Annotated in this window: 24 protein-coding genes and 13 tRNA genes; 24 read left to right on the top strand and 13 right to left on the bottom strand. The window is 55.0% G+C overall.

The window, feature by feature from the left end:
* Positions 1-12 precede the first annotated feature (12 nt).
* The 14 genes from YWK_RS18520 (at position 13) to YWK_RS0105710 (ending at position 4,929) form a co-directional block, all read left to right on the top strand.
* The gene (locus YWK_RS18520) at positions 13-447 is read left to right on the top strand and encodes a MarR family winged helix-turn-helix transcriptional regulator (protein ID WP_169727143.1); all 435 of its coding nucleotides are present in this window, start codon (positions 13-15) and stop codon (positions 445-447) included.
* Positions 448-1,076: 629 nt separating this feature from the next.
* On the top strand, positions 1,077-1,394 hold the full coding sequence (locus YWK_RS0105770; protein ID WP_026964050.1) for a hypothetical protein: 318 nt from the start codon (positions 1,077-1,079) through the stop codon (positions 1,392-1,394).
* Between the two features lie 193 nt (positions 1,395-1,587).
* Positions 1,588-1,664: transfer RNA gene (locus YWK_RS0105765), tRNA-Arg, on the top strand.
* A gap of 1 nt (position 1,665) precedes the next feature.
* Positions 1,666-1,748, top strand: a tRNA-Leu gene (locus YWK_RS0105760).
* Positions 1,749-1,753: 5 nt separating this feature from the next.
* Positions 1,754-1,829: transfer RNA gene (locus YWK_RS0105755), tRNA-Ala, on the top strand.
* A 4-nt stretch (positions 1,830-1,833) separates the two neighbouring features.
* Positions 1,834-1,908: transfer RNA gene (locus YWK_RS0105750), tRNA-Asn, on the top strand.
* Between the two features lie 30 nt (positions 1,909-1,938).
* Positions 1,939-2,013: transfer RNA gene (locus YWK_RS0105745), tRNA-Glu, on the top strand.
* A gap of 1 nt (position 2,014) precedes the next feature.
* Positions 2,015-2,089: transfer RNA gene (locus YWK_RS0105740), tRNA-Val, on the top strand.
* 21 nt (positions 2,090-2,110) lie between these two features.
* Positions 2,111-2,186, top strand: a tRNA-Met gene (locus YWK_RS0105735).
* A 9-nt stretch (positions 2,187-2,195) separates the two neighbouring features.
* Positions 2,196-2,272, top strand: a tRNA-Asp gene (locus YWK_RS0105730).
* Between the two features lie 13 nt (positions 2,273-2,285).
* Positions 2,286-2,362 (top strand) — tRNA-Ile (locus tag YWK_RS0105725).
* Positions 2,363-2,625: 263 nt separating this feature from the next.
* Entirely contained in the window at positions 2,626-3,183 is a 558-nt protein-coding gene (locus YWK_RS0105720; RefSeq protein ID WP_026964049.1) for an anthranilate synthase component II, read from the top strand.
* A gap of 28 nt (positions 3,184-3,211) precedes the next feature.
* A complete protein-coding gene (locus tag YWK_RS18515) occupies positions 3,212-4,822 on the top strand; it encodes an anthranilate synthase component I family protein (protein WP_051375195.1) in 1,611 nt (536 codons plus the stop codon).
* A 32-nt stretch (positions 4,823-4,854) separates the two neighbouring features.
* Positions 4,855-4,929: transfer RNA gene (locus tag YWK_RS0105710), tRNA-Arg, on the top strand.
* 165 nt (positions 4,930-5,094) lie between these two features.
* On the opposite strand, the gene YWK_RS0105705 is transcribed toward YWK_RS0105710, so the two are convergent.
* The 4 genes from YWK_RS0105705 to YWK_RS0105690 form a co-directional block, all read right to left on the bottom strand.
* Entirely contained in the window at positions 5,095-6,015 is a 921-nt protein-coding gene (locus YWK_RS0105705; protein WP_026964048.1) for an ABC transporter permease, read from the bottom strand.
* Positions 6,012-7,094 carry an ABC transporter permease gene (locus YWK_RS18510; protein ID WP_051375194.1) on the bottom strand — a complete coding sequence of 361 codons (1,083 nt, stop codon included), beginning with the start codon at positions 7,092-7,094 and terminating at the stop codon, positions 6,012-6,014. Before YWK_RS18510 ends, YWK_RS0105705 begins: the two co-directional genes overlap by 4 nt.
* Positions 7,091-8,623, bottom strand: a complete 1,533-nt coding sequence (locus YWK_RS0105695; RefSeq protein ID WP_026964047.1) for an ABC transporter ATP-binding protein — start codon at positions 8,621-8,623, stop codon at positions 7,091-7,093. The genes YWK_RS18510 and YWK_RS0105695 overlap by 4 nt, the downstream gene beginning before the upstream one ends.
* A 76-nt stretch (positions 8,624-8,699) precedes the next feature.
* Complete coding sequence (locus tag YWK_RS0105690; RefSeq protein ID WP_026964046.1) at positions 8,700-9,749, bottom strand: BMP family lipoprotein; 1,050 nt, start codon at positions 9,747-9,749, stop codon at positions 8,700-8,702.
* Between the two features lie 143 nt (positions 9,750-9,892).
* Between YWK_RS0105690 and YWK_RS21790 the strand changes: the two genes are divergently transcribed.
* Positions 9,893-11,077 (top strand): glycoside hydrolase domain-containing protein, encoded by a 1,185-nt coding sequence (locus YWK_RS21790; protein WP_051375192.1) that lies wholly within the window; start codon positions 9,893-9,895, stop codon positions 11,075-11,077.
* Between the two features lie 84 nt (positions 11,078-11,161).
* Here YWK_RS21790 and YWK_RS0105680 read toward each other — a convergent pair whose 3' ends face one another.
* Together YWK_RS0105680 and YWK_RS18505 are read right to left on the bottom strand one after the other, a co-directional pair.
* Positions 11,162-11,548 (bottom strand): cupredoxin domain-containing protein, encoded by a 387-nt coding sequence (locus tag YWK_RS0105680; protein WP_026964044.1) that lies wholly within the window; start codon positions 11,546-11,548, stop codon positions 11,162-11,164.
* A gap of 152 nt (positions 11,549-11,700) precedes the next feature.
* A complete protein-coding gene (locus YWK_RS18505) occupies positions 11,701-11,922 on the bottom strand; it encodes a hypothetical protein (protein ID WP_035466160.1) in 222 nt (73 codons plus the stop codon).
* Positions 11,923-12,331: 409 nt separating this feature from the next.
* On the opposite strand from YWK_RS18505, the gene YWK_RS0105670 reads away from it, so the two are divergent.
* The 5 genes from YWK_RS0105670 to YWK_RS0105645 all read left to right on the top strand — a co-directional run bounded on the left by YWK_RS0105670 (position 12,332) and on the right by YWK_RS0105645 (position 19,132).
* On the top strand, positions 12,332-16,900 hold the full coding sequence (locus YWK_RS0105670; RefSeq protein WP_035466158.1) for a glutamate synthase-related protein: 4,569 nt from the start codon (positions 12,332-12,334) through the stop codon (positions 16,898-16,900).
* Positions 16,901-16,982: 82 nt separating this feature from the next.
* Positions 16,983-18,206: an aspartate kinase gene (locus YWK_RS0105665; RefSeq protein WP_211231381.1), complete on the top strand. Its 1,224-nt coding sequence runs from the start codon at positions 16,983-16,985 to the stop codon at positions 18,204-18,206.
* A gap of 552 nt (positions 18,207-18,758) precedes the next feature.
* Positions 18,759-18,852, top strand: a tRNA-Ser gene (locus YWK_RS0105655).
* A gap of 4 nt (positions 18,853-18,856) precedes the next feature.
* Positions 18,857-18,933, top strand: a tRNA-Met gene (locus YWK_RS0105650).
* A 124-nt stretch (positions 18,934-19,057) separates the two neighbouring features.
* Positions 19,058-19,132, top strand: a tRNA-Thr gene (locus YWK_RS0105645).
* A gap of 35 nt (positions 19,133-19,167) precedes the next feature.
* On the opposite strand, the gene YWK_RS0105640 is transcribed toward YWK_RS0105645, so the two are convergent.
* The 4 genes from YWK_RS0105640 to YWK_RS0105625 all read right to left on the bottom strand — a co-directional run bounded on the left by YWK_RS0105640 (position 19,168) and on the right by YWK_RS0105625 (position 20,586).
* Positions 19,168-19,350 carry a DUF4025 domain-containing protein gene (locus tag YWK_RS0105640; protein ID WP_026964040.1) on the bottom strand — a complete coding sequence of 61 codons (183 nt, stop codon included), beginning with the start codon at positions 19,348-19,350 and terminating at the stop codon, positions 19,168-19,170.
* Between the two features lie 194 nt (positions 19,351-19,544).
* Positions 19,545-19,856: a DUF1292 domain-containing protein gene (locus YWK_RS0105635; RefSeq protein WP_026964039.1), complete on the bottom strand. Its 312-nt coding sequence runs from the start codon at positions 19,854-19,856 to the stop codon at positions 19,545-19,547.
* Between the two features lie 112 nt (positions 19,857-19,968).
* Positions 19,969-20,334, bottom strand: a complete 366-nt coding sequence (locus YWK_RS0105630; protein WP_026964038.1) for a YlbF/YmcA family competence regulator — start codon at positions 20,332-20,334, stop codon at positions 19,969-19,971.
* A 51-nt stretch (positions 20,335-20,385) separates the two neighbouring features.
* Positions 20,386-20,586 (bottom strand): hypothetical protein, encoded by a 201-nt coding sequence (locus YWK_RS0105625; RefSeq protein ID WP_026964037.1) that lies wholly within the window; start codon positions 20,584-20,586, stop codon positions 20,386-20,388.
* Positions 20,587-20,833: 247 nt separating this feature from the next.
* Between YWK_RS0105625 and YWK_RS22625 the strand changes: the two genes are divergently transcribed.
* Both YWK_RS22625 and YWK_RS0105615 read left to right on the top strand, forming a co-directional pair.
* On the top strand, positions 20,834-20,968 hold the full coding sequence (locus YWK_RS22625; RefSeq protein WP_281172231.1) for a hypothetical protein: 135 nt from the start codon (positions 20,834-20,836) through the stop codon (positions 20,966-20,968).
* Between the two features lie 71 nt (positions 20,969-21,039).
* A complete protein-coding gene (locus tag YWK_RS0105615) occupies positions 21,040-21,501 on the top strand; it encodes a hypothetical protein (RefSeq protein ID WP_026964036.1) in 462 nt (153 codons plus the stop codon).
* A 44-nt stretch (positions 21,502-21,545) separates the two neighbouring features.
* On the opposite strand, the gene YWK_RS0105610 is transcribed toward YWK_RS0105615, so the two are convergent.
* A complete protein-coding gene (locus tag YWK_RS0105610; RefSeq protein WP_026964035.1) occupies positions 21,546-21,815 on the bottom strand; it encodes a DUF3055 domain-containing protein in 270 nt (89 codons plus the stop codon).
* A gap of 43 nt (positions 21,816-21,858) precedes the next feature.
* Positions 21,859-22,344 carry an IDEAL domain-containing protein gene (locus tag YWK_RS0105605; RefSeq protein ID WP_026964034.1) on the bottom strand — a complete coding sequence of 162 codons (486 nt, stop codon included), beginning with the start codon at positions 22,342-22,344 and terminating at the stop codon, positions 21,859-21,861.
* A gap of 283 nt (positions 22,345-22,627) precedes the next feature.
* Here YWK_RS0105605 and YWK_RS0105600 point away from each other — a divergent pair, with 283 nt between their 5' ends.
* Positions 22,628-23,095 carry a cysteine hydrolase family protein gene (locus tag YWK_RS0105600; RefSeq protein WP_026964033.1) on the top strand — a complete coding sequence of 156 codons (468 nt, stop codon included), beginning with the start codon at positions 22,628-22,630 and terminating at the stop codon, positions 23,093-23,095.
* Between the two features lie 85 nt (positions 23,096-23,180).
* Positions 23,181-23,378 carry a hypothetical protein gene (locus YWK_RS0105595; protein ID WP_035466156.1) on the top strand — a complete coding sequence of 66 codons (198 nt, stop codon included), beginning with the start codon at positions 23,181-23,183 and terminating at the stop codon, positions 23,376-23,378.
* A 39-nt stretch (positions 23,379-23,417) separates the two neighbouring features.
* Here YWK_RS0105595 and YWK_RS18500 read toward each other — a convergent pair whose 3' ends face one another.
* Complete coding sequence (locus tag YWK_RS18500; protein WP_035466155.1) at positions 23,418-23,786, bottom strand: YgaP family membrane protein; 369 nt, start codon at positions 23,784-23,786, stop codon at positions 23,418-23,420.
* Between the last annotated feature and the right edge of the window lie 86 nt (positions 23,787-23,872).

The following is a 23,872-nucleotide window of genomic DNA, read 5'->3' as shown; positions in this document are numbered from 1 at the left end:
GGGTTGAACGACTTGACGAATACACAGCGGATGGCGAGGGAGTTAGAGGAACAAATCTCCCGGCTAAAACACCTCATGTACGTCCGACCCGTCGAAAAGGGTTACGGACTGACCGCTACCCAGATGTTTATATTGAGGTATTTAGACAAGCGGGGCACTGCGAAGGCCTCTGACATAAGCAAGGCGTGCGGACTCAGCCCGGGCGCGGTCACACAAATCTGCGATGAGTTGGAGACACTTGGACTGGTTGCACGGAATCGTTCTCAAGACGACCGGCGCGTGGTGATTATCAACTTAACAGATCTTGGCGTCGCTAAATTAGAAGAGATTCGGCAGCACGTGACAGATAGGCTCGTGAACATCGTCGACAAAGTCCCTCCGCATGAAATGGAACAGTTTATGCGCGTGTTCCGGAAAATTATTGAACTGAGTGAGAAGGACTTCTAGTATCAGACGGGCAAGTGCGTGAGCTTTGCTTCTTTTCGCCTAGACGCCACCATGAAGTGCCACTTTTCTGTCTCCTCCGGAAACTGTAACACCAAGGGTGGACAGAACGCAGAAAGGGCAGAGCGAGCCCGATTCTGCGTTCTATCTTTTCATGTCTCAGTGCAGCGTCACACTCGGGTTTGACTGGATGAACGCGAGTCACTTGGCCATTCGCACTCGGATGGACGGTTGTTATCCCCGATTCTGCACATCTTCCTGCTGCAGGTTTTGTGTCTGGTGCGGAGCTGGTTTACGATTCGTCACGCGTGAACTGTGCCCGGCTTGGGAACTGGAGTGTGCTGAGTTTGTCTTTGGATAGCTGAACGTTTTGCTGTCTCCCATATGTTGTTTTCCTCCCTCACACGTATCTTCAGTCTCTTGTGTGCCCTTCATTCCATCTGTTTCCGGAAATCATGGATGACAATGGTGCACATTGTACATCTTTGGACACCCAGCGGTGACATCCTGAGGTGCATTCTGTTGACTTCCATTCGCTACGACGCTTTCAGGGAAGGCAAAGCTTACATCCGGGTATGGTGGAGCCGCTGGTTGGTGCAAGATAGGTGAAGAATGCCAAGGGGGGGATTGGAATGCCTACGCCACACCACAGCCCGGATGTACAAGCCGACCTCGTTCACGTTCGTTTCGTCGAGTTTGTGGACAGCGATTTTCGCGGGACGGAGCAGGCCGACGGTGACGCTCGCGATGGATATCTGATCTTTAACGGCCACCGCAAGGACTTTGGTTATGGAACGTTCCGTACGTCAGACGACTATACGATTGAACACGATGTCCTGGACTACATTCAACATGAGCACGCTGCTTTTGTCCCGTACATCGAATCGTGTGGGGGATTTTACTTGGGCGGCACATGGTGCGCTGTCGATGGACGAGAGCTTGACCGATAAGAAATGGTCCGCAACCCCATTCAATGGCTACGCAGAGCAACCTCCCGGACTGTGAAGACCAGTGGTTCCCGGAGGTTGGGTCGTGTTTTGAAATGTAATATTTTTCAAGTGAAAAAACAGTTGCAATAGGGCACATGCCTCAGTATAATAGTCCTTGTCGCTCGGGGGCGACGGAAAAAACAAGCCAAAGCAAGTGCCCGTAGCTCAGCTGGATAGAGTGCTTGACTACGAATCAAGAGGTCGGGAGTTCGAATCTCTCCGGGCACGCCATGCCGAAGTGGCGGAATTGGCAGACGCACACGACTCAAAATCGTGCGGGAAACCGTGCCGGTTCGAGTCCGGCCTTCGGCACCATGTGTGGGGCTATAGCTCAGTTGGGAGAGCGCTAGAATCGCACTCTAGAGGCCAGCGGTTCGAATCCGCTTAGCTCCACCAACGTTCCTCGATAGCTCAGCGGTAGAGCATCCGGCTGTTAACCGGAGGGTCGTAGGTTCGAATCCTACTCGGGGAGCCAAACGTTTCCGTCGCCTTCGGGTGGCGCAATGGCCCCATGGTCAAGTGGTTAAGACACCGCCCTTTCACGGCGGTAACAGGGGTTCGAATCCCCTTGGGGTCACCATGGGCGGTTAGCTCAGCGGGAGAGCACTCGCTTCACACGCGAGGGGTCGGCAGTTCGATCCTGCCACCGCCCACCATTGCGCAATGCGCGCACCCACCGCGGGGTGGAGCAGTTGGCAGCTCGTCGGGCTCATAACCCGAAGGTCGCAGGTTCAAGTCCTGCCCCCGCAACCAAAGTTACATGGAGCTGTGGTGTAGAGGCCTAACATGCCTGCCTGTCACGCAGGAGAACGCGGGTTCGAATCCCGTCAGCTCCGCCATCTTGAAAAGCATGGGCCTATAGCTCAGCTGGCTAGAGCGCACGACTGATAATCGTGAGGTCAGAGGTTCGAGTCCTCTTAGGCCCACCACAGCTCTTCGATTCGATTAGGGACCGCAAGGTCCTTTTTTCGTTATGAACGCCCTGTAGTGGGGATTGACGGATCTTGGATTCCTCGGTAAGCTGAAGACAGTTGAGCTGAGTGAGATAGTTGAGTGTAGTGTAGCCTGAGGGTAGCGACGCTTGTATAGGTCTGTCGATATGCGTCCAACATCGACCACAGCTATGCTGCTGTGGTTTTTTTGTTCCCTTTTGGTCCGCTCACTTTAGCGAACAGAAAGGATGTGCTGTCTCCTGCTGTTGGTGATTGATAATTACGATTCTTTTACGTACAACCTCGTTCAGTACTGCGCAGAACTAGGGGCTGAGGTGGAGGTTCGACGCAACTCCGTGCTGCTCGACGAGCTCATCGCCTTAAAGCCCTCGCGGGTACTGGTGTCTCCTGGTCCGTGCTCGCCCAGTGAAGCTGGCTGTTCCCTCGATGCCATTCGCTATTTTGCAGGGCGTGTACCGGTGTTTGGCGTCTGTTTGGGGCATCAGGCGCTCGCCCAAGCGTTTGGGGGGAGGGTGACGCGTGCGAGCGAGTTGATGCACGGAAAAACCTCCATGATTCATCACTTTGGAGATGCACTTTTCGAAGGGGTTCCGACTCCTTTTCAAGCCACTCGGTATCATTCACTCATTGTGGACAGGGACACATTGCCCGCTGATTTTCGGGTGACAGCAGAGTGCGACGGCATCATCATGGGTGTTCGGCATGTACCCACGGGTGCGGTCGGCGTCCAGTTTCATCCCGAATCGATTCTGACGACGCACGGCAAAACCATCCTCAAAAATTTCCTAGCCAGCTGATCTGCCACAACGAAGGGGGAGACGTCCTGTGTCTGATGAATTTCAATCTCACAGCTTCGATGCAAAGGCTGCGACTTTAGACCCGTTCTACACGTATCTCGGATTGACGGAGCAATTTGGTGAAGGTCAGGTGTTTTTGCTGGACGCGGCCAACGAAACGGGTACTGGGTACCGGATGAGTCTCATTGGCGTCTTGCCAATCCTGGAGTTCCAGGTCAAGGATGGAGATATTGCCGTGTTTGCGCTGACAGGGCTGGCCGAGTACCTTCGCCATGCACTGGCTGCGGCGGGATGGAGGGAAGTGTGCGAAAGCGACGCAGGCCGTATGAAAAGTTACGTGGACGGACCTTGTTTACGGTATCGTTCTACTGATCCGATGTCTGTCCTCGAATGCATTCGTCAGGCCATCCGAGCCAATCATCCAGTCGACGCAGGCCCGCCCTTCTCGACCGGCTTATTTGGTTACATTGGATACGACGCGGTTCACTACCTCGAGGCGTTGCCAAAGACCACGTTGGACGACAGAGGCTTACCCGATGTCCGACTTCAATGGTACGCTGCCGTGGCGCATCTCAACGACGACGGGGCTTCCGTGTACGACGCACTACCTTTCCTGGAACCTGTCTTATCGGACAATGAATGGGAACGGTGGGCGCGCCAGGTAGAAGCGGTTCGGTACGCGATGGTTGAGGCGCGCGTTCAGGGCACGCCTCCCCGACAGACCCCACACGTGGATGCAATGGCCTCGGCTGTGGAAGATGTGTCCCGAGAACGATTTATCGCGAATGTCGAGGCCGCGAGGGAGTATATTCGGGCGGGAGATATTTTTCAGGTTGTGCTTTCAAAGCGGCTACGGGTGCCCAAGCGCATGCATCACTACACCGTATACGAGAAGTTGCGCGCTGTGAACCCGTCTCCGTACATGTTCATGGCGGAGTACCCGGATATGCGGTTGTTCGGAGCGAGTCCAGAAGTTCAGTTCCGTGCGGTAGGCGGTGTGGCCGAGATGAAGCCGATTGCGGGAACGTCGAAGGGACGGGGGAGGTCGGTTGCAGAGGACGAAGCGTTGATAAAGCGTCTACTGTCTGATGAGAAGGAGCGCGCCGAACACGTCATGTTGGTGGACCTTTGCAGGAACGACCTCGGACGTGTATGTGAGTACGGTTCGGTGACAGTGGACGAATTTCTCACCGTGGAAGCATACTCTCACTTGTTTCACCTTGTCTCCAGGGTCACGGGCGTGTTGCGCAACGATGTGAGCGTATTTCACGCGTTGCTGGCGACGTTTCCGGCTGGCACGTTGTCCGGTGCACCGAAAATACGTGCTATGGAGATTATTGACGAACTGGAACTCTATCGACGTGGACCCTACGGAGGCATGGTGGGTATCATAGACTTCGACGGAAATGCCAACACGGCCATCGTCATTCGAACGGTGGTGGAGCACCAAGGGACATACTACGTACAAGCGGGAGCGGGCATTGTCGCCGACAGCAATCCGGAACAGGAATGGCAGGAGTGTAACCACAAGTTAGGTGCCCTCTTGGAGGTTTTGGGGGTTCCGAGACTGGAAGCCGTGAGTAACACCAGCTGTAAACAATTTCTACTCAGATCTGCACTGAATCACTTGTACAAATGACGTGAGTTGTGGTATATTCTAATTCGTCACTTGCGCCCATAGCTCAGCGGATAGAGCACCGGTCTCCGGAACCGGGTGCGGGGGTTCAATTCCCTCTGGGCGCACCACAACTTCAGAAGAAGAGAACGCCGACTCCAGGGTCTCGGAGTCGGCGTTCTCTTTTTGGTTGCGCAGACCCTTCCAGCGACACAAAAACGGCATAGAAAGTGAAGGGCCGTCTCCAGGGCGTCAATGTACCCTAGAGCGGCCCTTCGTGTGTCAAGGGTCTTACGTTAACGCTGCGGATTGTAGGGGATTCCGTCAGCGGCTGGCGCTTTGCTGCGACCTACCAGTCCCGCGAGCGCAAGAATGGTCAACAGATACGGCAACATACCCAACAGATTTGCTGAAATCCCGTGGTTTTGTAAGGCAATGCCGAGCGCCGTAGCAAATCCAAAGAGCAGCGATGCGGCGAACGACCCGAGGGGCGTCCACTTGCCAAATATCATGGCCGCCAGCGCGATATAACCGCGACCGTTGGTCATATTGACGTCAAACGAGTTGAGAATCCCGAGGGACAGATACACGCCACCCAGTGCGGACAACACACCGCCGATGATGACGCCAGCGTACCGCAGACGCCACACATTCAGCCCAGCGGTGTCGGCTGCCAGCGGATTTTCGCCGACGGAGCGCATGCGCAGCCCAATGCGCGTGTGGAACAGAAACCAGTGCGACAGGACTACGATGACCAACATCACGTACACCAGCACGCTTTGATTCGTGAAAAAGGCGCCGATGAACGGAATCGACGACAGGACTGGTATCGACAACGTCGGAAGCTGAGGGGTCTGTGGCGGCGTGCCGCCGAACCCGAAGATGGTATCCAGCAGGAAGGCCGTTAAGCCCGCGGCAAAGATGTTAATGGCCATGCCGAGGACGACTTGATCCGCGGCCAGTCGAATCGCGGCCCACGCGAAGACAGCGGATAGCAGTCCACCCATGATGAGTCCACAGAGGAGTCCCACCCAGGCGCTGCCGGTCCAGTACGAAAAGGCAACCCCGAAGAATGCGCCCATCAACATGATGCCTTCCATGGCGATGTTGACGACGCCGGTGCGTTCTGAAAACGTACCGCCAATCGCAGGTAATGCGAGCGGCACCGCCATGGCGAGTGTAGAGGCCCAGAGTTGTGCGTTGGTAAGGATGTTCATGCCGGCTTCGGACCCTCCTCGGAAATGGATGTAGACGCGCGCGACGTCCACCGTTTGTACCACTGGATCACTTGCGGCACGATTCGTTCCGCGGCGACGAAGAAAATAATCAATCCGGTCAACACGTCCGTCAGGCTTGCTGGGATATTGGTCACCTGCTGCATGTTCTGACCACCCGTGGACAGCGCAGCAAAAAAGACGGCGGCGACGATGACGCCAAACGGGTTGTTTCGAGCCAACAGGGCGACGACGATGCCCGTGAACCCGTACCCGGTGTTAAACCCTTCGGCCAGTCGGTGGTCAATGGCCAGCAATTGCACGCCGCCGGCCAATCCCGACAGGACACCGCTGATCCCCAGCGCGAGGACTGTGTATAGCGGGACTCGGATCCCTGCATAGCGAGCAGCGCGCGGATTGGATCCGACTACGCGCAGTTGAAAACCGAGTGTTGTGTGAAACAACACGAACCAGACCACGACGACAGCGACAATGGCGATGACAATGCCAATGGTCAACTGCGACTGTGGTATCAGAGTTGGTAGCCACGTATTTTGAGGAATTGGATAGGATTCTGGAATATACCCTGGTTTACGCATCGGGCCGTCTTCAATCATATACTTGCACAGCAAAATACCAGTGTAGCTCATCATCATGGTGGTGATGACTTCGTGCGCGCCTCGATACGCCTTCGCAAGTCCCGGAATGATACCAGCCCAGAGGCCACCGACGAGCATCGCGACAACGAGGCAGAGGATGACGTGGAGCCACCCAGGTAGCCCTGTGAAGTGATAACCAACCCAGGTTGCCGCCATCACGCTGACCCAGTACTGGCCTTCGGCGCCGATATTGAACAGGCCGGCCCGGAACGAAATCGCAATGCCGAGTCCAATCAAGATGAGAGGCGTAGCGATGGCGAGCGTGTAACCGATATTCGCGGCATTTCCGAACGCCCCAGAAATGAGCGCCCCGTAGACTTGCAATGGGTTGTACCCGATGGCGGCCGCGATAATGCCACCGATGATAATGGCGAGCAAGGAAGCGATGACTGGTGTCGCCAACGCCCGCATGATGTGTTTCACCTAGTCGTCACCTCCGTCGCTTCCCCGTTCGTCACACCTGTCATGAGGAGACCCAGCTGTTCACGCGTCGCCGATTCGCCGGGGACAATCCCGACCATCTCTCCGCTGTGAATGACGCCAATCCGGTCTGACAGGCTGAGGATTTCGTCGAGTTCCAGTGAAACCAGCAGAATCGCTTTTCCTTCGTCCCGCAAGCGAAGCAGTTGTTTGTGAATGCCTTCGATGGCGCCCACGTCCAGGCCGCGTGTCGGTTGAACGGCAATCAGCAAGTGCGGCTCACGGGACACTTCCCGCGCCAGAATGACTTTTTGCTGATTCCCTCCTGACAAGTCACCGGCGTGTCGATTCACGTCGCGGGGCCGGACGTCAAACAAGTTGATCAAACGCTCCGCATAAGTCTTCGCAGGTTTGTGGAAGAGAATACCGCCTTTCGAGAATGGCTTGCGCTTGAAATCCCGGAGGATGGCGTTTTCCGTCAGAGTAAAGTCGAGCACCAATCCATCTAATTGTCTGTCTTGTGGGACGTACGCAATCCCGGCTTTGGTCCGTTCCGCTGTCGACAACCGCGTGATGTCCCGTCCGAGGAACCGCAAACGTCCACCGACGATAGGGAGTAGTCCCGCGATGGCGTCTACCAGTTCCGTTTGGCCGTTGCCGTCAATGCCAGCGATACCAAAGATTTCTCCTGCTCGAATTTGGAACGAGACGTTGCGTACTTTTTCCCGCCGCGCCGTATCGTTTACGCGCAACTGTTGCACGTCCAAAATGACTTCGCCCGGATTGGCTTTGGTCTTCTCGACGCGCAAGACCACTTCGCGTCCAACCATCAGGTTTGCCAACTGCTGTGGTGTGGCATCGCCAATGGGCAGGGTTTCCACTGTTTTGCCCGCGCGCATGACCGTCACCCGATCCGCAATAGCCCGCACCTCGTCCAGCTTATGACTGATGAACAAGACTGGGATGCCTTGCGACTTCAAGTGGCGGACGACACTGAACAGTTCTTCGGTTTCCTGTGGCGTGAGCACTGCCGTCGGTTCATCGAGAATCAACACCTTTGCCTTGCGGTAAAGGGCTTTCAAGATTTCCACGCGTTGCTGGAGACCGACGCTGAGTTGTTCGACTTTCGCCGACGGATCTACCTCGAGTCGGTACTTTTCGGACAACTCCCGGACTTTTTTCTCGGCTTCAGCCCGCTTGTACGTGATGCCACCCGGTTCGTCGCCAAGCACAATGTTGTCTGCGACCGTCAACGCGGGAATTAACATAAAATGTTGATGAACCATACCGATTCCGGCGCGAATGGCGTCCCGCGGGCTGTGAAACTTGACGGGCTTGCCTTCCAGGCGAATTTCGCCGCTGTCCGGTTGATACAAGCCGTAAATGAGCTTCATCAAAGTGGACTTACCCGCTCCGTTTTCGCCGAGAATGGAGTGCACTTCACCTTTGTGCAAGGTTAAGTTGACTCCGTCGTTCGCTTTGACGCCGGGGAAATGTTTCACCAGGTCGACAACTTCCAAAAAGCTGGTCATCCGGGGCCTCCTCTCCCGTTCCTTTGATTCCCGAAAACGGCCCAGGGACGACCTGGACCGAGAATATGACCCTGACTTATTTCATATTTGGCGAAACAGTAATGGTTCCGTTCTTGATCTGTTGCGCAAGCTGGTCGACCTGCTTTTGCACGTCCTGTGGCACTTTGGGGTTCACTGTGCCAAGACCGACACCGTTGTTCTTGAGATCAAAGTACTGAATGCCAGATTTCCACTGGTGGTTCACAGCCTGTTTGATGACGTCAAAGGTCGACGTATCCACACCCTTCACCGCGCTCGTCAGGATGGTGTCTGGAGCGAGGTACGCCTGATCCGCGTCGACGCCAATGGCGTACACGTGCTTGCTCTTCGCGGCATTGATAACGCCTACACCGGTGCCGCCAGCAACCTGAAAGAGGATGTCCGCGCCATCGTTGATTTCTTGTTGTGCAATCTGACTGCCCAGCGCCTGGTCGCTGAAACTGTTGGCGAATTTCACTTCTACCGTCGCACCGGGGTCCGTTTTCGCCACACCTTGCTGGAATCCGGCGATGTATGACGTGACCGGTGGTATCGCTTGGCCGCCGACGACGCCCAGCATGTTTTTGCTGTTGAGGCCGGGGAGTTTTCCTTGCTTTTCTAACAAACCTGCCATGGCGCCAACCAGGTAGCCGCATTGCTCCGTGTTGAAGATGGCGCTCGTGACGTTGGGGATGCCTTGAATTGGATCGTCAATGATAAGAAACTTCGTGTTCGGATACTGTGGCGCGACCTGTTTCACAGCATCATCCATCAGGAATCCGACGGCAATGACGACGTTGTACCCCTGGCGGGCAAATCTTTGCAAGTTGGGAACGTAGTCGTTCGCCGATTGGGATTGAACCACCGCACCTTGTACACCCAGTTGTTTCACTGCCTGCTGAAGGCCTTGATTGGAAAGGAAGTTAAATCCGTGGTCGTTCAAGCCTCCTGTGTCGGTGACCAGTCCCACTTTGAAATTTGACTTAGGGGCTGCCCCCGTGGTGTTGCCAGCATTGTTTGTGTCGTTGTTTGCTGCGGTGCCACATCCGGTCAAGAGGGCACCGAATGTCAGTACTGCGGCCGCAGAAGCGACCATTTGTATGCGCATCTCATTTTCCTCCTTGAATAGACAAACTTCGACAACAGGACAGAATTCTTTGGCAGAGCAAGAAATCCTGCCGCTAGTGTGCGCAAGTTGCAAAAAAAATTGCTCGTAGGCCACGTTCAAGTCCGTAGAAGGGGAGTGAGCGTATGACGGTTCCAGCAAACAAAGTGATACTGTACGCCGCCGATTCCACCGACTGTAAGATGGCACTGGAGGCCGCAAGGCAATCCGGGATTCCTGTGGCAAACGTCACCGGAAACTACGCGAAAGCGTGGAACGACGTGGCGAGCGGGGAGTACCTGGTCCTTGCTGTCGGCGGCGCTGCTTTGAACGCGCTCTACTACAATCCCTGCGGCTGGTCAAATCCTCTGAATCAGGCGGGAGGGCATACGCCGTTCGAGGTTGTTTCTGCGCCGCAGACCACGTTGCCAGGTAAGAACCACTTCGTCAACGCTGCGGGCGTGTCTGCCGCGGACACGCAGCAGATTGCCAATGCATTCGCATACTTTGCTGTACATGGGCGATTTCCGGGCAAACTTGCGAAGTACCCACACCCCGTGGCGCCCACTGAACACTGTATCGGCAGTGCCAATGTCCCTTGTTCTTGCGCCGAAACCAGTCCAGGAATCAGCCCAGGCACGTCTTCGTCGCGTTCCACACCCGAGCCACAGGTACTTTCCATACCTTCCTGGGGCGTGGATTCAGCGGCGGCTGTCGATACGTCGTTCTTCGACTGCGTGGTGGATAAGTACGGGAAGCCTGTGTTTTGGGGACGTTACATCAAACCGATTCGCGGTGTAAGTGACGGCTTAACCACCCCAGAAGTGACCTTCTTGCATGAGCGAGGGGTGCGCATCTTGGCTATCTTCAACAACTTCAGTCGCGCCACCGGGTATTCCAGCGGAGTCGCAGAAGCCAATGAAGGGATTGCATCGGCGCGTGCGCTAGGTATGCCCGGAGGCGTGGTTATCTTCGCAGACGTCGAAGCGGACTACGTCGTCGACGAAGCGTGGATCCGGGGGTGGACGGACACCATGACAAAATCCCAGTACGTGCCCGGGATTTATCACAATCCCATCACGGGAGGTTTTTCCCAGGCGTACTGTACAGCGGTACGGAATGACCTAAAGGTGGCTCGGAACCTCATCTTGTGGAGCAATGAACGGGAACCTGGCATCACGACGAAGACCCACGCTCCCGCTTGGCATCCGGCCGCTCCACCATGCCCGGGCCGCGTCTTAGCATGGCAGTACGGGGAAAACGGAACGGCGGGTTCACACTGCATCGATACCGACCTGGTCCATCCGTCTTTGCTGCCGAACTTGTGGTGACGTCGGACGGTTGATGCGAACCGCGCAACATGCCGCCGGCCCCTTGGTGTGTAGCAAGGTGGCCGGNGGCGCCGCGTCTAGACCTTACGATCTTACATCGAACTTGCCTCGGTATTCCGGACTGCCATCGGCTACCGGATCTGATGTCATTTCGAACGCGCCAAGTTTATAGGGGGAAAACTCGACCTCCGAGACCTCCCCCGGGGACAAGGTTCTCGTAAATATGTAGAAACCGGGGATGGAAAACTGGTGTTGCAAGTGACCGCGGTTTACGATGTGCAAGTGGATGGGGGCATTTTCCCGAGCGTGGATGGTCTTTGGTGACATCCCGTTGTCGAATAAATCCACTTCCACTGTGGGTTCCTTGACCGCAGCACAAGCGGCACCACCCGCAGCATCGTGCGCAGCAGCGACGAAGCCGCACAACATCCCCACCACACACAGCGTCTGCGTCCAGCGAGCTCTGTTCACAGTCTTGCACCTCCACATCCTTCCTATAAGGAATATGTTCCCCGTTTTACTTGAAATATGCGCGTTTCACTGTGCGTTGACCAACGCCTGTCCATGTGAGCGATACGGCGAAAGGCGGAGACCGTTGGCCCCGCCCACCGTAGAGCAAGCCATTAAGGGCTGCTCGGGCTCTCGTATCCCATCATGCCACCCATCAAGTTGTAGCCGCCGCCGTACATAGAGTAGTGGTGATCATATGCTGACATTGCCATCCCGGGTGCGCCCACCCCAACACCGCATGTCGGACCATATGCAGGCACAAACAGGAAGAACAGTACGAAGATAATCAGAAACACCACAGCCCATCGAGTATAACCGCCAAATGCACCGTACATTGTATCCCCTCCTCCGAAAGATACCCCATCAAATGATGGGACAATTGTCCGATGATACGGACAGATGCGGATAGATGACCGCCTGTTCGAGGAGAGGTGGGGTGGAAAACGCATTGCACATTTATAAATTGATGTGTATAATACATCAGAAATACCTCCTATTCGTTGCACTTCATGACCGTGTTCTCTGTTCCCACTGCCGAAATATCTGCAGTCCACGATACATCCAAGCAACGGCAGCGACGACAACGCATGCTAAGGCCCATTGGGAATCTTGAAGTCAGAAATTTAGTCAAATTTTTGTCATAATTGCTGTCAAGCCCTGTAGGAATAAATATACATATTCCTGAATAGGGTTACTTTTCAATCTTCTCAATCAAAATACCGGTGCTGGAAAGGAAGTGATCAGGTGGATCTGAATGCAGTAACGCGAACCATCTCACGGGAACACGACGCTTGCGGTATTTTTGCGTGCGTCGCCAAAGAAGGGGTGCGCACGCGAGAAACAGTCGACATGGGGGTGCAGGCATTAAACGCCTTAAAACACCGCGCTGGATTTGTCCGCGGAGAAGGCGATGGCTGCGGCCTGATGCTCGACCTGCCTCGTGCGCTCTGGCGGCGGTGGTTGAAAGAAGCAGGAACTGAGCCGCATCTGGTTGGGGACCCTAGATTTTTTGTTGCCCACCTGTTTCTGGAACAGGCCCGGTCTGAGCAACTGTTGGACAACGTCGAAGCGACGCTGTCCAGTTTGAACACGCGGGTGCTCTGCGTCCGTCACAACCCTGTCAATGAGGCGGCGCTTGGACCCTTGGCACGCGCTGAAAATCCAGTGTTTGTTCAAATCGCTGGACTCACAGATGAGCCTGGTCAGCATGTGTTGATTCGACTCACCTCTGCGCTGGAACAACTACACGCAGTTCATGTCGCCTCGTTGGATAACACCACAGTTGTGTACAAAGTCGTCGGGGATGGCGACACACTCTACAACTACTATCTCGATTTGCGAGAGGATGCGTTTACCTCTTCTTTCGCTTTGGCACACACTCGCTATTCCACCAATACGAAAACGGCGTTTGCGCGCGTACAGCCATTCCGGACGTTGGGACACAACGGCGAAATCAACACGATTGCGCGGTTCTACGAAGAAGCAGGGATGCTCGGCATCGAGCTGGATCCGGAAGGTAGCGACTCGCAAATGGTGGCGGCAGCGGTGGAGCACTTCACACACCGCTTTGGCTGGAGTTTATATGAAACAGCAGAGCTCTTCTTCCCGCCGATTGTTCACGAAATCAAGCAGATGCCCCAGGAACTGGCGGACATGTATATGCACCTGCGTGCACTGTGGGGGCCGTTTGCGCAAGGACCGGCAGGTGTCATGCTTCGTTCCGGCAATGAGGCGGTGTTCTCCGTCGATGCGCTTGGCCTTCGTCCAATGTGGTGGGTGCAGACGGCAGACAGACATATCTTCAGCTCTGAGCAAGGCATTGTTCCGGCAGACGAGTGGGTCACAGATCCTAAGCCGTTGTCTCCGGGAGAAAAAATTGGTGTCACATGGGATTCCACGGGGCAAGTCACGGTCCACGAGTACGCTGAACTGCAACAACTGGTACTCACCAGGATGAAGAAGCGGTACGATTTTCGCGGTGAGCGCAAAACCATTCGCTCGCCGGGACCGTATCCACAAGAAGAAGCAGCCCCCTCTTACTATGACGCAAAGCCGTGGAAAATTCGCGCTGCGGCGTTCGGGTGGCGTGAGGACGATGTGAAGCTACTGGACGCACACATGCAGACGGCTGCGGAACCTATCAAGTCGCTCGGCCACGACGAGCCGCTTGCAGCGCTCGCCGGAGGTATTCGATCCATCGCTGATTTCATTCAGGAAACAGTGGCGGTGGTCACCAACCCGGCTATCGACCGTGAACGGGAAATTGAACACTTTAGCACGCGCGTCTTGATTGGGAAGCGCCCGTCGCTTGAAGATCCGAGTCACGGCGGACTGCGAATCGAACTGCCGTCGCCTCTGTTGCTCGAGTCGAACGTACCTGCGCCGGACGTCGAGCGACAAGATATACAGGCCATTGCGCACCGGTTTGGAACCGTGTGCTACGAAGATACGTTGGCGGCTCTGCACGACAGCCCCTATGGTACAGTGGAAGTTCTGTTACACCGGAAACCGGACGAATCTATCACGCAGTGTCTGGAACGCCTGCGTAAAGAAGTGATTGCCGCAGTGCAAGCTGGTGCCAATGTGGTGATCTTGGACGACCGCCTGCAATTCGTGCGTGGTCGGCACATCGATCCCCTCCTCGCCCTCGCTGCGGTCCACAAAGGATTGTTGCGCCCGGCGTCTAGCCGCGGAGGAGAGCACCTGAGGCGGCGGACCAGTCTCGTCCTGCGGAGTGGCGGTTTGCGCAATTTGCACGACATCATGGTAGCGCTTGGCCTTGGCGCGGACGCAGTCAACCCGTACCTGATGTGGGAAGCCTGTTGCGACAAGGGCGGCGTGCACGGAGTGGAAAACGTGTATACAGCGCTGTGCAAAGGCATTGAGAAAGTACTGTCGACCCTTGGAATTCACGAATTGCGAGGGTACGAGCGACTATTCAGTGCCATCGGTCTGAGTGAACAGGTTGCAGAGATTCTCGGCATCCCTACCTTCTGCGCGTCCGACTCTGTCGGCTACGGCTTCAGCGAAATGGAACAGGATGCCGAGGAACGCCAACGGGTGTATGCACTCGAAGAAGAACGGCAACTGGGGCGTTCCAGAGCGTTTCAGATGTACCCGCGCATCTGGAAATCCGCCGGTCAGGTTGCAGACGGCAGTTTGGCGTACGACCAGTTCTTCGAGAAGCTACAGACGATGGAAGAGGAGAATCCGGTCAGTCTGCGGCACGCACTACGGTTGAAATCGAACAACGCCGAGGTCGTGGATCCGTCGGAAGTATCATCGGTCGATACGACCATTGACAGCCATGCGTATCCGCTGGTCATCAGTTCGATGTCGTTCGGATCGCAAGGAGAGACGGCGTACCGCGCGTACGCGGAAGCGGCGTATCGGTTGAACATTCTCGCGATGAACGGAGAAGGCGGAGAAATCAAGGACCTGTTGAACGCGTATCCGAAAAACCGCGGCCGTCAAGTTGCATCCGGGCGCTTTGGCGTCAACGCGGAGTTGTGCAACGGGGCGTACGTCTTGGAAATCAAGATTGGCCAAGGCGCGAAGCCGGGGGAAGGCGGGCACTTACCCGGTTCGAAAGTGACGGTACAAGTCGCCAATGCGCGAAACGCCGCACCTGGTATTGATCTTATTTCGCCGTCCAACAACCACGACATTTATTCCATCGAAGATCTCGCTCAGGTCATCTACGAGCTGCGGACGCTTAACCCGTTCGCGAAGATTGCTGTGAAAGTACCTGTGGTGCCGAATATTGGAACCATTGCCGTGGGCATTGTCAAGGCGGGGGCGGACATCGTGGAGTTGAGTGGTTTCGATGGCGGAACGGGCGCTGCGCGCGCGCATGCCATTCGGCACGTCGGACTTCCGGTGGACATCGGCATCAAATTGGTGCACGACGCATTGTGTGAAGCGGGACTGCGGGACGTGGCCGAAGTGTGGGCAGACGGTGGCATGAAGTCGGGCATGGACGTGATGAAAGCCATTTTGCTGGGTGCGAATCGCGTTGGGTTTGGGACCATGGCGATGGTGGCGATTGGCTGTACGTCGTGTCGCGCCTGCCACAAGGACACGTGCCATGTCGGCATTGCGACGCAGATGACCAGTCTCGAGGAGGCACGGGAAAAAGGGCTGAAGCAGTTCATCCCGCAGGAATTTGATCTTGCGGTGGAAAGACTGGTTCGCTGGTTTACCGCGGTCGGTGAACACGTTCGCGTCTTGACCGCAGCACTCGGTGCCAAGCGCACACAGGATCTCGTGGGACGCGCGGATCTGCTAGAACCTTTCGGGAGAACCAGCCAAGTGGACCTCCATTGGCTGACCCAGCGCAAGGACTTCACAGGACTTGGCACGCAGATTCGCTACCGCCATTGGGAGAACGACGAGGGACTGGAGCTCATGGATGCATCGGTCGCGGTCGCAGCGGGTACGGAGACTTCCATGACGCCCGTATACTCGCACGGCACTGGTCAAGGAGGAAGCTTTCTGTCGACGGTTGACTCGCCGTCCACGCCACACATCCGGTCCGCGCCGCGTGTCCTCGGGACGTGGGAAAGTGGGGACAGAGTCAGACGACGGAAGGGCGGCGACAAGCCGTTCGAAGCGGTGTACCCCTTCCCAGTTGGCAACGGGTTTGCGGCGTACCAAGTCACTGGCGTGCATCATGTGGTCTATGGTGGGGCCCAGGATGGCGTCGGCAAGGGTGCATACGGCGGACGCACCATCGTTCTCAAGCATCGCACACCCGATGGCCGATGGGTCGGTGGGTCTGTCGGCAAAGGCCTGGCTTACGGCGCACAGCGAGGACTGTTTATCGTGCAGGGCAACGCCGACGCTCGCGCCGGAATCCGACTCTCTGGTGCTGATGTGGTGATTGGCGGCGACCTGACAGGTCCCATCCGGGACGAACTCGGATTCATCGGTGCCCGCGCGAACATCGCAGGGTTCGCTTTTGAGTACATGACGGCCGGCCGGGCAGTGGTTTTGGGAGACCCAGGACCGTGGATCTGCTCTGGTATGACAGGTGGTTCTGTCTACGTCAAGTTGAATCCAGCCCTGGGCTTCACGGAGTCTGCGTTGCGTAAGCGCATTGCCAAAGGGGCCAAAGTGACCATCAAACCCCTGGATGCGGAAGGGGAGGCGGATGTGATTGGTCTCTTGTCCGCGTATCAAAAGGAACTCAGGAAGTCCGGACAACGTGAAGCTGCCACTCAGTTGGCTCCGTTGCTGGCGCGGCCTGCCGAATTCTTCGTGATGATCCGGCCTGGAAAGGATCTCACAGATCAGAGTATCGCGACCGAGTAAACCTCACGGAAGATACGTCTTTACCGAAGCAGCGCAGTGCTATATCATAGTGGAAAACACCTAGGAGTGGACTGCATTGCGGATGGTACAGAAGTACGGAGGCACGTCGGTCGGATCCGTCGAACGGATTGAAGCGGTGGCTGACAGGGTGGCTCGTGCTCGGCGCGAGGGACATGAAGTCGCTGTCGTCGTGTCGGCGATGGGCCATACCACGGACGAATTGTTGGCACTGGCCAAGGCCATCACGGCGGAGCCGGATGCACGGGAATTGGACGCCCTGCTCTCAACGGGTGAACAGGTGTCGGCGGCGCTGGTCGCGATGGCACTGCAGCGCCGCGGAATTGCCGCGCAGTCCTTTACAGGATGGCAGGCTGGCATTGAGACCGAGCCTGTACACGGAGCCGCGCGCGTGATGGAGATTCACGCAGAGGCGTTGGAACAAGCTTTGCAAGCGGGGACCGTACCTGTCATCACTGGATTCCAGGGCATCGCCGGTGGTTCCATCACAACACTGGGTCGCGGCGGGTCAGACACGACAGCTGTCGCGGTCGCGGCCGTGCTCAAAGCGGATGTCTGCGAGATCTACACGGACGTTTCAGGCGTGTTCACAACGGATCCAAGAGTTGTGAAAACAGCGCGTAAGCTAGAGCACGTGTCGTACGACGAGATGTTGGAGTTGGCAAACCTTGGGGCACAGGTGCTTCACCCGAGGGCCGTTGAAAATGCCAAGCAATTCGGAGTGCCACTTGTGGTGCGGTCCAGCTTTTCGGAGGAAGAAGGTACATGGGTGACGGAGACAGCACAGGGCTTTGAACAACGACATGTAGTCACAGGGATTGCCTTTGAGCGGGAGGTTTCCCGCATCGCATTGATTGGCGTTGCGGTTCGCCGTCACGGATTGGCGGCTGTTTTTGGCACGTTGGCGAAGAACAGCGTGAACGTGGATGTGATTGTGCAGAGTGTTGTGGACGAAGCGGAAGTCGACGTTTCCTTCACCGTCAAGGACGTAGATGCAGACAAGGCGTTACGGATTGTCCGAGAACTGCGCACAGACCTTGGCTACACGGACCTGGTGTCAGAGACCGGCTTGGCCAAAGTATCGATTGTGGGAGCAGGCATGATCAGTAATCCTGGTGTCGCAGCGAAGATGTTCCAAGTACTTGCGGACAACGACATTCCGGTTAAGATGGTGAGTACGTCTGAAATCAAGGTATCGTGCATCATCCCAGCCAGCGAATTGGATCGGTCCGTGTCTGAGTTGCACGCGGCATTTTTGGAATCTGCTGTGGCGAGTGTAGAATCTTAGGCTTCCGCAGAAATACGTCCTGGGGCGCAGTGGAAACAGCTGCGCCCTGTTTTTACCGTTCAAACCACCGAGTTTGCAGTGACAAACGACCATATCTGGATGTCATTGTGGGAAGGATGAAACTGAAATTGTAACGACACTGAAAAGGGGGACGACGTATGTTTTGGATTACCGTTGCCATCCTGGCGGGAGGATTGACGCTGATTGCATATACCGTCAACTCTGTCTACGACTGGGGAATGCTGCCCTTGCGACGAACACGAAGGGATGTGTACAACATGCCATACAACAGGCATTCTGAAAACGAACATCCTTCGAGGAATGGGACTTCTGAGGAGTGATCCGGACTTCATACCGCGACGCCACACCGTTCCAAGCGAAATGTTGAGCGGTAGGGATGAGGTGGCTTGGCATGTGGACGCACAGTGAGGATAAAACTGGAATGAAAAATCACTGATTTTCTGTAAGAATGCACTTGCTTGGTAGCACTTGATCATGCTAACATAACCACTGTCCATAAATCGTTTACTGCTCGTCCAATCGAGAGGACCTGGAGAGATGTCCGAGTTGGTCGAAGGAGCACGATTGGAAATCGTGTAGGCGGTTTAAACCCGCCTCGAGGGTTCGAATCCCTCTCTCTCCGCCACTGTGGCGGCGTAGCTCAGCTGGTTAGAGCACACGGTTCATACCCGTGGTGTCGGTGGTTCGAGTCCACTCGCCGCTACCAAGCGTGGGAGCCTGCGGGGCGCCTGCAGGCTCTGAGCAATTTTTTATCCACTTTGCCAATCCGTGTCGGACGGTTGGCAGCTGGTCTGATTTCAATCGGTTTCACGGATACATCACTTGAAGATGCCACCTTGGCTCAGGGGTAGAGCGGCTCACTCGTAATGAGCAGGTCATCGGTTCGAATCCGATAGGTGGCTCCAGATGAAAAGGGCAATCCATGATGGATTGCCCTTTCTTACGTTTCTGGCCGCGTGTCGTCACGTGTGGCATCCTGCCCCGCGCGGTCTTCCTCTTCGAACAGGCTACCGTCGCTTGTGCCAGCCATATACATGTTGCTGACTTGTTCCCGAGTGACGTCCAGTCCCGACGAGAGATCGGTTGGGGGGAGAGAGTTCGGTCGCGCTGGCTGTTTTGTCACAGAGTCCACCTCCACATCCCACCAAATGTCAGGGCGGGGTTGCTCTTAAGGTATCAACTTTGCAACAAGCTATACCTCGGGGATTGGATCCATGCGTGTACGGTGCCGAGCAGAAGGGGATGTGGAGATGTGGGGTGGAAGGATTGGTACTGAGACCCTAAAAAAGGGGGCCTTGTAGGCCCCCGTGAAGTTCATCAGCTTTCCTCTTCGTCGTCTTCTTCGTCCATATACGCATTGTAGGCATCCACGACTTTCTGCCACTCTTCGTCCGATTCAATATCTGCGAGGACGTAATCGTCGCCTTCTTCGCCTTCAATTCGGAAAATAACACCTTCCTCGATGTCCTCGTCGATAGGAAGCAGGACTGCATAGCTTTTTCCTTCGACTTCGATGACATCTCCGAGTACGAATCGGTGTTCGTTGCCGTCTTCATCTTCCAACAAGATGACTTCTTCGTCAAACTCATGTTCGTGGTCGTGATTGTGGTCGTGTTGATGATCCGCCATGTGCAACCCTTCTTTCGTTCAACTGGGAAAATAACTTGTAAAACATAGCACGTGATGCCATGTTTGTCAACGAAGCAGGAGTCATCAGCATGTATTCGGAGTCTGACAAGCCTCAACCGTGTTCTTCGTCCGACACTTTGCGCAGGACAGCCTTCGCCAACCGTTGGGTCACCGCCTGTAACAGCTCGTTGACCGCAGCCTGAGCTTTCTGGAACTCGGCGACTTCTGGTATTTTCTCCAGATCTGCCAGGAGAGATTCGGAGTCCTTCAGCAAATGAATGTAGTGTTTGGGTGGAACCTTCCGTGCCTGGTATTCAGCCACTTGTTCCTGAAGCGATTTCAGCTGTGCAATCATCCGCTGGGCGGTCGGGTGCGCCTTCATGCGCTGTTCTGCTGCTTGGTACGCCACGATTTCTGGAGCCTGAATAATGAGGTCTGCCAATTCCTCCGTTTCAGCCCAGAGCTCGTTGTGATTCATCATGACTGCCTCCTCTGGTACGACCAAAACGCCAACGGTGCTAGCCTACGCTCAGTGTCCGTGGTGGAGTTCATTGTACTTCTTAAACGGTTCGGTCGGCTGATTCTCCAGTTTGTCTGCAATAACGCCTATGGCAATCGCGACCATCGCGAGAACCACCAACAGCGGGTAGGATTGTGCGACGAGTCCGAGTAACACCAAGGCAAATACTGCGCTGAACAGGATATAGCGGAGTTTACGCGTCTTATGCATAATTGGCGACTCCCTTCAGACACTCAATGAGATGGTAAACCGAATGTCTATACTCGCTATTATACGTGATGACGAACGATGCTCAAACCAGCGATTTGCAAAATCACGATGAAGAATTATCTGTGCTGAACCAATCTATTGGAATTTTGCAAATCCATCAAACAACTTTCGTGAACTCGGCCTTGACCCGGACGCGAATCATTCTTAATCTAAGAACAAAGCCGCGAGGCGAGAGGAGGCACAGCATATGTTTACCAACGGACTGATTGGCATGGCAGTAGCGGCCATCGGACTTTTTTGGATGCTTATCACCTGTGCTTCTGAGACCAAGGAGAATTTTGATAAAGCGTTGGCGAAAGAGATTGAGGACGCAAATGTGTAAGTCTGACACGAAACAGCAGGGCCATTTCCCCTGCTGTTTTGCTGTTCTTGACACGCGGGAGGGCGAACGGAATGCAGCGGGACGACCTGAGGTTCATGTTTCCGAAGGCAAAGCACTACGCGTTTGTTTTTGAAAATGCCCATTTGTTGCTTGTCAGTTGGGACAGAGATGATACCAAACTTCTTTTCGTGATTCAGGAACATCAAGCAGATGCCTTGATGTTGGATTACCCAGGTCAGACCTTCACCCATCGCGTGATGGACATCATCGAACATATTTTCTTTGTACAGCTGGCAGAAGGCGACAAGGAGCCCCGCAAGTACGTGCTGGGTAGTTATTTTGTCGTGGGCAATAGGGCCTATGGGGCATATTATCCAGAGGCCGTATCTGCAGAACCGGAGGTTGTTTTGTTCCGCATCACAGGAGAACCGCCAAACCTGGTGTTGGATCCACTGGACGAGGAAGAGTACGCAGAGGCTGCGGCGGCATTCCGGGAGCAGCACAGCGGCCTCTTGGACATCACTTTGGAGTAGGGGCGTAAAGAAAATGACCGCTGTCGCGGTCATATGGTCGAGCGTTACAGGTTTGCAAGCAGGAATTCGGAAAACTCCCGCGCTTCGTTTTCATCTTGAATCTGAAACGCGTGCATCACATACGGGATGTTGGCCGCGTCTGCATCATTCATGATGGCCGTACGTCCGGATTGGATGTCACAGACCAACTTTTTGCCGTAAAAATGACTCGTGGTGGTGATGGCCAGGTCAAACCTGGCGTAGTCTCCCGCATACCCCACAAAACGCGTGGAGGTGGACTCGATTTCGTCATAGAGAACAAAGGACTGATCCATCGGGGCCTCCTGTCTTACCGCGTGTTTGTGAAGTGCACGCGGACTACGAAAACGAAATTCGCCTCGAGTGCAGGTCATCCGCACTGGGTTCGTTAATGAGTTGTTTCAATTCGTTAGACGCTGCCATAAACAGCGCTTTGTCACGTCGTTCCAACGCTTCGTCAATGAGCTTGCGAAGCTCCTGTTTGCGGTCGTGCCTCCGCTGCACTTCTTCAAGTACTTGCGTGACTTCGCTCGGCATAGGAATGTCTGGGAGGTTAATGAATAGGTATAGCGTGTCTTGTTTTTGGAAAAAGAGCTGGAGTTGTTCCAAAATTTCAGCTGGCTGACTCACTTTTTGTACGCCGCCACCCGTCGGAATGCGGGCAATCATACCATGCCGCCCGATAATCAGAAGGGGCACGTTTTCCAGGACAATATTCGTCATCTCGACCTGATGGTGCTTCGAAGCCAGATAGTCGAGAATCTCTTCAGCACCGGTTGGGAGAATTTTTGTTTTCAGGAGTAGCAAATCTTGTCTCGTAATCATCGCGCACATCCCTCCTTCGAAGATTGGACGGTTGGGATTGAGACGTCGCTATCACAGTCTATGCCCGATGGACGACTGTGCCACGGCGCACTCATTCGTGCTGCCGCGCTTTGGTGTTAGTATTGTATCAGAATTGCGTGTGACATAGAAGAAGGAATGGGCTGGCAAGCCCGTGACACATGCGCGTAGCAGCGGACTGTGATGCAGGATTTTGATTTGTGCAGTGCGTTTCTACGCGGCGCATGTTAAGATAATAACGAATTTTCGGAGAGGTGTGAGAATCGTGAAAAAGGCACTGATGGTCCTCGATGTTCAAGAGGATTTTCTTCGAAACATCTTAGATTACATAGCGCCTCTGTGCCAGCGATACGTCGACGAACACGCAACGGAGTATGATGCCATCGTGCTCACACGGTGGGTGTACGAAGAGATTAATGGAAAGGATACGCTCGTCGTCCGTCACCCGTCAGCTGTTGTTGTTCAAAAAAGCACATATTCAGGGTACACCGAGGACACGAAGCGTTTGTTGGAGGAAAAGAACATCGATGAAGTCCATCTTGCAGGTGTTGACGCGGAGGGAGCCGTGTTGGCGACCATGTTCTCTCTGGTTGACTCCGGTTATCAGGTCAAAATCCTGGAACGCCTGGTGACGTCCTACCACGGTCGGAATTGGGAAGCCATGATGATTGCACGGCACGTCCTCGGTAAGGAAAATGTGCTGAACATCGGCGGCGGCCGTGTATATATCTGAATAGACCGAACCGCTGGCAGCGGCAAACATTCCCCGCAGGATGTTGTGCCGCCCCGTGCATACTAGGTGCGGGGAGGCGGTGGCCATGGACCAGAACTGGGTGTACTTTGCCGGTTTGTACGACTCAAAGTTTGAAGCGTATTGTGCCGTCATGTGGGTGGAGGCGGATGAGCGAATTCGCGGAAGCTCAACACCAAGCGAAGTCCAGGTGTATCAGACCCGCCGTGGCAAATTTGGAGTGCGGTTTCGTCCAGCCAAGGTGGCGTATCAGGCCCTCCGATAAGTAAAAAGGGGTTCGCCGATGATGCGGCGACCCCTTTTCTCATTGATATGAAGTGTTGAGGGAATCGGTCTCACTGAATGTGTACGTTGTTTCCAATGCCCCGTTGGCATGCGAGCCGTCGTTGTCACTGGGCTTTGCGAGGTTTTTTACAGGTTCTCGGAGAGGCGTCCGCTTTGCGGAAGGTTGTGTCCCTTTCTTGTGCGCCTGCGTGTCCTCAGTGGATTGAATTCCCAGCGCATGCATGAGAGGACACCAACCGGTAATTCCTTCTGCGACCTTCATCGCGCCGTAAGTGGTCAATGCAGCTTGTACCAGTGGGTTGCGGCGCGTTTGTACAGCGCTGACGAGTGCGATGGTTCCACTGACCAGGCGTAGGTATTGGTCAGCGGTGCCGATGTTTTTTTGCATGTCCAAACCTCCTCATTTATCGGTAGTATGTCCGTCTGCTGCACGTACCATGTTTGACTTTGACTATCCTTGACTATTAGCCGGGG

The organism is Alicyclobacillus pomorum DSM 14955 (assembly GCF_000472905.1).
GTDB lineage: Bacteria > Bacillota > Bacilli > Alicyclobacillales > Alicyclobacillaceae > Alicyclobacillus_A > Alicyclobacillus_A pomorum.
This window is presented reverse-complemented; position numbering and strand designations above follow the sequence as displayed.